This window comes from Nocardioides sp., from assembly GCF_051876515.1.
Taxonomy (GTDB): Bacteria; Actinomycetota; Actinomycetes; order Propionibacteriales; family Nocardioidaceae; genus Nocardioides.
The window spans coordinates 1-9,145 of the sequence record NZ_JBJEHY010000150.1 but is presented as its reverse complement, the minus strand read 5'-3'; the positions used below and the strand labels follow the sequence as shown (position 1 = coordinate 9,145).

8 protein-coding genes and 1 pseudogene are annotated in these 9,145 nt (G+C 71.3%); 4 read left to right on the top strand and 5 right to left on the bottom strand.

Annotated elements, in window-relative coordinates; translation table 11 throughout:
• Together clpX and ACI379_RS11425 are read left to right on the top strand one after the other, a co-directional pair.
• Positions 1-782, top strand: a 782-nt coding sequence (gene clpX, locus ACI379_RS11430) for an ATP-dependent Clp protease ATP-binding subunit ClpX (RefSeq protein WP_439792216.1), incomplete at its 5' end; no start/stop codon positions are given.
• A gap of 103 nt (positions 783-885) precedes the next feature.
• Entirely contained in the window at positions 886-1,536 is a 651-nt protein-coding gene (locus ACI379_RS11425) for a hypothetical protein (protein ID WP_439792215.1), read from the top strand.
• A 91-nt stretch (positions 1,537-1,627) separates the two neighbouring features.
• Here the strand turns inward: ACI379_RS11425 and valS are convergent, their stop codons facing one another.
• From valS to ACI379_RS11405, 4 genes are all read right to left on the bottom strand, one after another.
• Positions 1,628-4,243: a valine--tRNA ligase gene (gene valS, locus ACI379_RS11420; RefSeq protein ID WP_439792214.1), complete on the bottom strand. Its 2,616-nt coding sequence runs from the start codon at positions 4,241-4,243 to the stop codon at positions 1,628-1,630.
• Between the two features lie 218 nt (positions 4,244-4,461).
• Entirely contained in the window at positions 4,462-5,565 is a 1,104-nt protein-coding gene (locus tag ACI379_RS11415; protein ID WP_439792213.1) for an NAD(P)-dependent alcohol dehydrogenase, read from the bottom strand.
• Positions 5,566-5,639: 74 nt separating this feature from the next.
• Complete coding sequence (locus tag ACI379_RS11410; protein WP_439792212.1) at positions 5,640-5,822, bottom strand: hypothetical protein; 183 nt, start codon at positions 5,820-5,822, stop codon at positions 5,640-5,642.
• A gap of 26 nt (positions 5,823-5,848) precedes the next feature.
• Positions 5,849-6,436, bottom strand: a complete 588-nt coding sequence (locus ACI379_RS11405) for a flavodoxin family protein (RefSeq protein ID WP_439792211.1) — start codon at positions 6,434-6,436, stop codon at positions 5,849-5,851.
• A 136-nt stretch (positions 6,437-6,572) separates the two neighbouring features.
• On the opposite strand from ACI379_RS11405, the gene ACI379_RS11400 reads away from it, so the two are divergent.
• Both ACI379_RS11400 and ACI379_RS11395 read left to right on the top strand, forming a co-directional pair.
• Positions 6,573-7,940 carry a bifunctional folylpolyglutamate synthase/dihydrofolate synthase gene (locus ACI379_RS11400; RefSeq protein ID WP_439792210.1) on the top strand — a complete coding sequence of 456 codons (1,368 nt, stop codon included), beginning with the start codon at positions 6,573-6,575 and terminating at the stop codon, positions 7,938-7,940.
• Positions 7,937-8,377 (top strand): DUF4233 domain-containing protein, encoded by a 441-nt coding sequence (locus ACI379_RS11395; protein ID WP_439792209.1) that lies wholly within the window; start codon positions 7,937-7,939, stop codon positions 8,375-8,377. Before ACI379_RS11400 ends, ACI379_RS11395 begins: the two co-directional genes overlap by 4 nt.
• Before the next feature lie 9 nt (positions 8,378-8,386).
• Here the strand turns inward: ACI379_RS11395 and ACI379_RS11390 are convergent.
• Positions 8,387-9,145: pseudogene (locus ACI379_RS11390) on the bottom strand (PLP-dependent aminotransferase family protein); the annotation flags it as partial.

Genomic DNA, 9,145 nt, shown 5'->3' with positions numbered 1-9,145 from the left:
TCCTCCTCAAGCTGATCCAGGCCGCCGACTACGACGTCAAGAAGGCCGAGACCGGCATCATCTACATCGACGAGATCGACAAGGTGGCCCGCAAGGCCGAGAACCCGTCGATCACGCGCGACGTCTCCGGCGAGGGCGTCCAGCAGGCACTCCTGAAGATGCTGGAGGGGACCACCGCATCGGTGCCTCCGCAGGGCGGGCGCAAGCACCCGCACCAGGAGTTCATCCAGATCGACACCACCAACATCCTCTTCATCGTCGGGGGTGCCTTCGCCGGTCTCGAGCAGATCGTCGAGTCGCGCGTCGGCAAGAAGTCGCTGGGCTTCACCGCCGAGGTGCGTGGGCAGGCCGAGCGTGAGAGCGAGGACCTGTTCGCGCAGGTGCGCCCCGAGGACCTCACCAAGTTCGGTCTGATCCCCGAGTTCATCGGGCGTCTGCCGCTGGTCGCGAGCGTCACCAAGCTCGACCAGGAGGCGCTGGTCCAGATCCTCACCGAGCCCCGCAACGCGCTGGTCAAGCAGTACCAGAAGCTCTTCGACCTCGACGGCGTCGAGCTCGAGTTCACCGACGAGGCGATCGCCTCCATCGCCGACAAGGCGTTGGAGCGCGGCACCGGTGCCCGTGGGCTGCGCGCCATCATCGAGGAGGTGCTCCTCCACGTCATGTACGAGGTGCCCTCCCGCGGTGACGTCGCACGGGTCGTGGTCACCCGCGACTCGATCGAGGGGACCGAGCCCCCGATGCTCGTTCCGGTGGAGACCAAGAAGCGCAAGTCGGCCTAGACCGCACCTGCAGGGGCGTACCCGATCTGGGGCAAGAGGCCCATTCGTCCCACGACTTTGAGTCCATGGGGGATGATGGTTTCTCGATCCTGAGGAGTCCCCGTTGTCGCAAGAACACAAGCGTCCGCTCTACGCCTTCATCGTGCTGTTCCTGGCATGCACGATGATGCTGGCTGGCGGTCTTGCGCGCGGCGAGGCGGACCCGCGGAACCTCCGCGACGCGACCCTGGCGGCGCCGGCCCCGGACGTCGTTCCCGGAGCGGGCGGCATGGTCACCGACGCGCACGCCCGCGACTCCCTGATCGCCGACGCGCTGGAGTCGGCGGTGCGGGCCGAGGGCCGTACGGGATCGACGACAGTGGCCGTCTCCGTGCAGGGGACCTCCACCACCCAGACGTCGCAGGTTTCTTCGTCCCGCTCGACGAAGGCCTCGACCTCGGCCACCCAGCGCAGCCAGAAGAACGACACGGCCAAGGGCCAGCAGCAGAAGTCCTCCCGGGGCAAGGCCAAGGGCCACGACCGCAACCGGGGCAACGGCAAGGCCAAGGGCCACGAGCGCGCGGACGACCGCGGCCACGGGCGCGGTCACGGTGCGGGCCACGGACACGGACACGGGCGTGGACACGGTGCCGGCCGAGGCCACGGTCGCGGCCACGACAAGGCCCACGGCAAGCGGGGACACCGTCACGGCGCAGGCAAGGGACGCGGACACTCCCGCGGATCGTCGCCCGCCGTGCGCCGCGGCCGCCACTGACGTACGGATCGCACCGCCCACCAACGCGACAGCGCCCGGTGCCCCTCGCGGGGCGCCGGGCGCTGTGTCGTACGGCCCGAGGGCCGCGGGCTCACTCCTCGACGGGAGCCAGCTCCGCGACCACCGAGATCTCGCTGGTCGACTCGTCGGCGGTGAACACCAGGTCGCCCACGATGTTGCCGACGGCACGCAGGTCGGCGGCGGCCTTCTCAGCGGCCTCCACGCTCGCGGCGGGGCCCGTGACCTCGACGCGGGACAGCGGCGCCTTCATCTTGGCCTTCGCCTGCGACTTGGCGCCACGGATACCGGTCAAGGCAGCAGCGACGGCCGCCAGCACCGAGTCGTCGGCCGCCGCGGCGGAGCCCAGATCGGTCGCCGTGGGCCAGGCGCTGGTGTGGATCGAACCCTCCTGCCACCACGACCAGACCTCCTCGGTCGCGTACGGCAGGAACGGGGCCAGCAGGCGCAGCTGCACGTGCAGGGCCGTGGCCAGCGTCGCCTTCGCGGACTCGGTGGCCAGGCCGCCGTTCTCGTCGTAGGCGCGCTCCTTGACCAGCTCGAGGTAGTCGTCGCAGAACTCCCAGAAGAACTTCTCCGCCGTCTCCAGCGCCGTCGAGTAGTCGTAGGCCTCGAACGCGTCGGTGGCCTTGCGCACCACGACCGCGAGCCGGCCCAGCAGGGCGCAGTCGACGGGCTCGCTGACGGCGTGCGGGGTGAGCTCGGTGGCGCCGACGTTGCCCAGGACGAACTTCGAGGCGTTGAGCACCTTCATCGCCAGGCGACGGCCGACCTTCATCTGGGTCTCGTCGAACGGCGAGTCGAGGCCGGGGCGCGCCATCGCGGCACGCCAGCGGACGGCGTCCGCGCCGAACTTGTCGAGGATCTCGTTGGGGACCACGACGTTGCCCTTGGACTTCGACATCTTCTTGCGGTCGGGGTCGACCACGAAGCCGGAGATCAGGGCGTGCGACCACGGCACCACGCCGTTCTCGTGGTGCGCGCGCACCACGCGGGAGAACAGCCAGGTGCGGATGATGTCGTGGGCCTGGGTGGCCAGGTCCATCGGGAAGACCCGCGAGAACAGGTCGTCGTCGATCTCCCACTTGCCCGCGATCTGCGGCGTCAGCGACGAGGTCGCCCAGGTGTCCATCACGTCGGGGTCACCGATGAAGCCGCCCGGCTTGCCGCGCTGCTCCTCGGAGAACCCGTGCGGGGCCTGCGTCGACGGGTCGATCGGCAGCTGGTCCTCCGACGGGAGCAGCGGGTGCTCGTAGTCGGGCTCGCCCTCGGCGTCGAGGCCGTACCAGACCGGGAACGGGATCCCGAAGAAGCGCTGCCGGCTGACCAGCCAGTCGCCGTTGAGGCCACCGACCCAGTTGTCGTAGCGGTGCTTCATGTGCTCGGGGACCCACGTGATCTGCTCGCCGTCGGCGATCAGCTCAGCGCGCAGGCCCGCGTCGCGGCCACCGTTGCGGATGTACCACTGGCGGGTGGAGACGATCTCGAGGGGCTTCTCGCCCTTCTCGTAGAAGTTCGTCATGCGCTCGGTCGGCTTGGGGTCGCCGTCCAGGTCGCCGGTCTCGCGGAGCTTGGCGACCATCGCCTCGCGCGCCGAGAAGACCGTCTTGCCGGCCAGGTCCTCGTACTGCGTGGAGGCCTGCTCGCTGCTCAGCCACTCCGGGGTCTCGCGGGTCAGGCGGCCGTCGCGGCCGATGACCGTGCGGACCGGCAGCTGCAGCTCGCGCCACCACTGGACGTCGGTGAGGTCACCGAAGGTGCAGCACATCGCGATGCCCGCGCCCTTGTCGGGCTCGGCGGCCGGGTGGGCAAGGACCGGGATCTCCACGCCGAAGACCGGCGACGTGACGGTGGAGCCGAACAGGCCGGCGTACCGCTCGTCGTCGGGGTGGGCGATCAGCGCGACCACCGACGGGATGAGCTCGGGACGGGTGGTCTCGATGTGGACGGGGCTGCCGTCAGCCTTGTGGAAGGCGACGCGGTGGTACGCGCCCGGGTACTGGCGCGCCTCGAGCTCGGCCTGCGCGACGGCGGTCTGGAAGGTGACGTCCCACAGCGTGGGGGCCTCCTGCAGGTACGCCTCGCCCCGCGCGTAGTTGCGCAGGAACGCGCGCTGGCTCACCAGCTGGGCGTCGCGGCCGATGGTCGTGTACGTGGTGTCCCAGTCGACCGAGAGGCCCAGGGTGCGCCACAGCGACTCGAAGACCTTCTCGTCCTCCTCGACGAGCTGCTCGCACAGCTCGACGAAGTTGGGACGGCTGATCGGGATCTGCTTCTTGGGGTCCGGCTTGGCCGGCGGGGTGAAGTCGGCGTCGTAGGGCAGCGACGGGTCGCAGCGCACGCCGAAGTAGTTCTGGACGCGACGCTCGGTGGGCAGGCCGTTGTCGTCCCAACCCATCGGGTAGAAGACGGACTTGCCGGTCATCCGCTGGTAGCGGGCGACGACGTCGGTGTGGGTGTACGAGAAGACGTGGCCGACGTGCAGCGAACCGGAGACGGTGGGCGGCGGGGTGTCGATCGAGTAGACGTTCTCGCGGGGCTGGGTGCGGTCGAACGCGTACGTCCGCTCAGCCTTCCAGCGGGCGCCCCACTTCTCCTCGAGCCCCTCCAGGGCGGGACGGTCCGGTACAACGACGCCAGGCGTGGCCGGCGTCGGTGTGGACGTGTCTGCGCTGGGGTTATCAGTCATGCGCAGAAGTCTATTGGCGCAGGTCGTGGGGCCGAAAACCGGTTACCGACGGCGGGACGCCGCGTCTAGCCTCGATCCATGGGAGACCCGGGATGGTGGTTCACCGACGACGGCCGCGTTCCTTCGGCTACACCCGCGTCACCGACACGATCGAGCAGCGCGTCTCGTGAGTGGCCTCGACGGGCCCGGCCACCGGGGTGGCCGTCGCCCGCCGGAGGTCAGTCCATCACCACGACGGGCTTGATCGTGGCGCCCGAGAGGCTGTCGGTGAGCGCGGTGTTGATCTCGGAGAACGGGTAGGCCGTCAGCAGCTCGTCGACCTCGAACTTGCCGGCAGCGGCGAGCTCGAGCAACCGGGGGACCATCGTCTGCGGGTTGGACTCGCCCTCCATCGTGCCGCGGATCGACTTGCCGTTCTGGAACAGGTCGATGGCGTCGAAGGTGAGCTCGGGGGCGCCCAGGGCGAGCGTGCACACGGTGCCCTTGATGCCCAGGGCCAGCGTTGCGTCCTTGAAGACGGCCGCGACGCCGGTGGTCTCCACCGCGTGGGTGGCGCCGCCTGCGGTGAGCTCCTTGATCCGGGCCACCAGCCCGGCCTCGCCCGGCTCGTCGCCCCGTACGCCCACGGCGCCGTACAGCCGCGCCGCGGTCTCCAGCCGGCCGGGATGCAGGTCCACGGCGACCAGGGTGGTGACGCCGAGCCCCTTCGCGGCGGCCAGGGCGGCCATGCCGACCGCGCCAGCGCCGTACACGACCAGCGAGTCACCCGGGCCGGGCTGGAGCACGTTGAGGACGGCCCCCGCCCCGGTCTGGAACCCGCAGCCGTACGGGGCGATGCGGGTGAGGTCGTGGGACTTGTCGACGACGACGGTGTTCTGCGCCCGGGTGAGGGCGTACGTGGCGAAGCTGGACTGGCCGAAGAAGGAGGCGCCGACCGGCTGACCGTCGCGCTGGACGGTCGTGGAGCCGTCCATGCGGCAGCCCATGTAGTTGAGCACCATGGTGCTCTCGCAGTACCCGACCTCGCCCGCACGGCAGCGCTCGCACGCGCCGCAGGAGTCGAAGCTGAGCACGACGTGGTCGCCGACCTCGATGCCACTCACTGCGGCCCCGACCTTCTCCACCACGCCGGCCCCCTCGTGGCCGAAGACGCGGGGGAACATCTCGGCGGGCAGCATGTCGCGCACCGACACGTCGGTGTGGCACAGCCCGCTGGCGACGATGCGGACCAGCACCTCGTCGTCGCGGGGCTCGTCGAGGTCCGCCTCCACGAGGTCGAACGGGGCCTGCGGGGCGGGGGAGAGCGCGATGGTGGTCTTCACGGGGCCAAAACTAGAATGTGTTCTCGCTCACGTCGAGAGTGCGGCCGCACTTTCTGGACACCTGCCCAGTTGGGTCAGCCGCGGTACGGGGAGGAAGTGCCCTCCTCGATCCCCTTGCGGATCTTCTTCTCGACCAGGGCGGCGACGCGGTTGGCCACGAAGGGCGGCTTCTGGTCGCTGAACCAGTCGGCGTCGAACCAACCCCGCTCGTCCCAGTAGGCGGCGTCGACCGGCCCCTCCGAGCGGCCGCCCTCCACCAGCAGGCGGGCGACCCGGAAGCCGATCAGGTCGGCGGTCGTTGGCCGAGGCTCGGTGGGGTGCGTCGCCTCGCGACGGAGGGTCGTGCCCAGGTCGTCGAGGGCGGCGTCGACCTTGGCCCGGTACGGCGCCTTGGCCAGCCCCGGACCGTTGACGCCGAGCTCGCCGACGGTGTGGAACCCCCAGCGCGCACCGCCGTACGGAGGTAGCCCAGCGCGGCGTCGTGCCCGGCGCCGGCGGCGGTCGAGACCAGGGCGGCCGGCTTGCCGACGTACGCCGGCCGGTGGATCAGGTAGGCGAAGTGGTCCACGAAGCGCTTCATGGTGGCCGAGACGTGGAAGGAGTGGACGGGGGTGGCGAACAGGACAAGGTCGGCCTCGTCCATGACCCGCCGCGCGGGCGCGGTCCGGTCGTACGAGGGGCACGCCTGCTCCCCGGCGGTCATGCACGACAGGCAGGCGGGGCAGCTGGGGCCCAGGTCGAGGTCGTCGGTGCACACGGTGTCGACGGTCAGGTCGCCGGTGGCGGCGACCCGCTCGACGAGCTGGTCGACCAGCTGTCCGGTCGTGCCGCGGGCACCGTGGCCGGTGCCCATCACGATGCCCAGTCGCATGCCGCTCTCCGTTTCGGTCGTCCGGGCGGGAGCCCTGTGACCCAGAACATATATCGTATCGGTTCTGCTCGTGTGGGAACCGTGCCCCACCGCCGACCGCGGGGATCGTGCACCCAGCGCCTAGACTCCGAAGGCGATGAACCACACCTCCGACGCCCCCGAGGCGCCCCGCCACGCGCAGACCTTCGCCGAGGTCGAGGACGCGCTCCTCTCCCGCTGGCCCGAGACGAGGCTGGAGCCCAGCCTCGACCGGATCGCCGCCTTCACCGAGCTGCTCGGCGACCCGCAGCGGGCGTACCGGTCGGTGCACCTGACCGGCACGAACGGCAAGACCTCCACCAGCCGCATGGTCGACACGCTGCTGCGCGCCCTGGACCTGCGCACGGGCCGGTTCACCAGCCCGCACGTGGAGAAGATGAGTGAGCGGATCAGCATCGACGGCGAGCCGCTGGACGACGAGGCGTTCGTGCGCGCGTTCAACGACGTCGCCGCGTACACGCACCTGGTCGACGCGACCCAGGAGCACCCGCTCAGTTTCTTCGAGACCGTCGTCGGCATGGCGTACGCCGCCTTCGCGGACGCGCCCGTCGACGTCGCCGTGGTCGAGGTCGGGATGGGCGGCTCCTGGGACGCCACCAACGTGATCGACGCCGACGTCGCCGTGGTGATGCCGATCGCGGTCGACCACGCCTCCTACCTCGGCGACACCGCCGTGGAGATCGCGACCGAGAAGGCCGGGATCATCAAGGCGGGCAGCGTCGCCGTCCTGGCCGAGCAGACGCCCGAGGTCGCCGCCGTCCTGCTGGCCCACGCCGCAGAGGTGGGTGCCGAGGTCGTGCGCGAGGGCGTCGAGTTCGGCGTCCTGTCCCGGGTCCCCGCCGTCGGCGGTCAGGTCGTCTCCCTGCGCGGCCTGCGGGGGACGTACGAGGAGGTCTTCCTCCCGCTGTACGGCGCCCACCAGGCCGAGAACGCCGCCGTGGCCCTGGCCACGGTCGAGGCGCTCACCGGGGCCCCGCTCGACGAGGACCTCGTGCGCGCCGCGTTCGCCGAGGTGACCTCGCCGGGCCGCCTCGAGATCGTGCGCCGCAGCCCCACGATCGTGCTCGACGCGGCCCACAACCCGCACGGCGCGGAGGCGACCGCCGCCGCGCTCGAGGACTCGTTCAGCTTCACCCCGCTGGTCGGGGTCATGGGAGTCATGGCCGACAAGGACTACGAGGGGGTGCTGGCCGCCTTCGAACCGGTCCTCTCGCACCTGGTGTGCACGCAGAACTCCACGCCGCGGTCGATGAGCGCCGAGGTGCTCGGTCGCAGCGCCCTCGAGGTCTTCGGTGAGGACCGGGTGACCGTCGTCGCGGACCTGGCCGACGCCATCGACCGGGCGGCCACGCTGGCCGAGGCCGGGGAGGCCGTCTCGTCGTCCATCGGTTCGGGCGCCGTGCTGGTCACCGGATCCGTCGTCACCGTGGGCGAGGCCCGCGCACTGCTGAAGGGGGAGAAGTGAACGACGTCTCCGACGCCCTGCCCGAGGACACCGCCGCCGAGGCGGTCGAGGAGCGCACCGTCCCGCAGAAGTCGCCCCGGCGTGCCATGGCCGCGGCCGTGCTGGCGCTCGAGGGCATCACGATCGCGCTGAGCGCCCCGGTCATGATCAGCGTCGAGGGCGTCAACCGTTCCCTGGCGCTGTGGCTGGCGCTCGGACTCGCTGCGGCGTCGCTGGTCCTCGCCGGCATGCTGCGCAAGGAGTGGGGCTACTGGCTCGGGTACGTCCTGCAGGTCGCCGTCATCGCGACCGGCTTCGCGGTGACCACGATGTTCGCCCTCGGCGCGATCTTCGCCCTGCTCTGGCTGATGGCCGACGTGCTGGGTCGCAAGATCCAGCGCGAGCGCGAGGTCGCCTGGCGGGCGTACTGGGCGGAGAACGACGCGGCGGACTCCTGAGGTCCAGCCTCAGCGCGCGAGGGCGCGGGTGAGCACGCCCAGGGCCCGCTCGAGCTCGTCGTCGTCCGGTCCGCCGAACCCGACGACGAGGCCGGTCTGCTCCGCCTCGCGGCAGTAGTCCGCCAGCAGGTTGACCCGGAACCCGGCCTGGCGAGCCGCGTCCCGCGCGGCCACCGCCCGCTCCTGGTCGAGCAGCCAGGTCGAGTACATCCCCGCCACCGGCCCGGCGAGCTCCGCGTACGGAGACAGGGCGGCGACCACCCGCGGCGCGCGCTCGGCGTACACGCGGCGGGCGGAGCGGACCAGAGCGTCCACGTAGCCGTCGCGCAGCAGGGTCGCGTACGCCTGCTGGACCGGCCACGCCGGCGCGTCGTGGGTGATCGTGCGGTACTCGTCGACGGCCGCCCGCAGACCGTGCGGCAGGACCATCCACCCCAGCCGCAGCGACGGCAGCGTGCTCTTGGCCGCGGTCCCCAGGTACGCCACGGCGTGGGGGTCGAGCGCCGCCAGGGCAGGCACCGGGGCCACGTCGTAACGGAACTCGGAGTCGTAGTCGTCCTCGACCACCACGGTGCCTGTCCGTCGGGCCTCGGCCAGCAGTGCACCGCGGACCTCGGCCGGCATGACGTGCCCCAGCGGGTGTTGGTGCGCCGGCGTGACGTACGCCGCCGCGACGCCGTCCAGCACGCCGCGGAGGTCGGTCCCCAGCCGGGCGGGGAGGCTGCGTGCCTCCCGGCCGCTCGCGGTCACGGTGAGCACCGCGGCGCG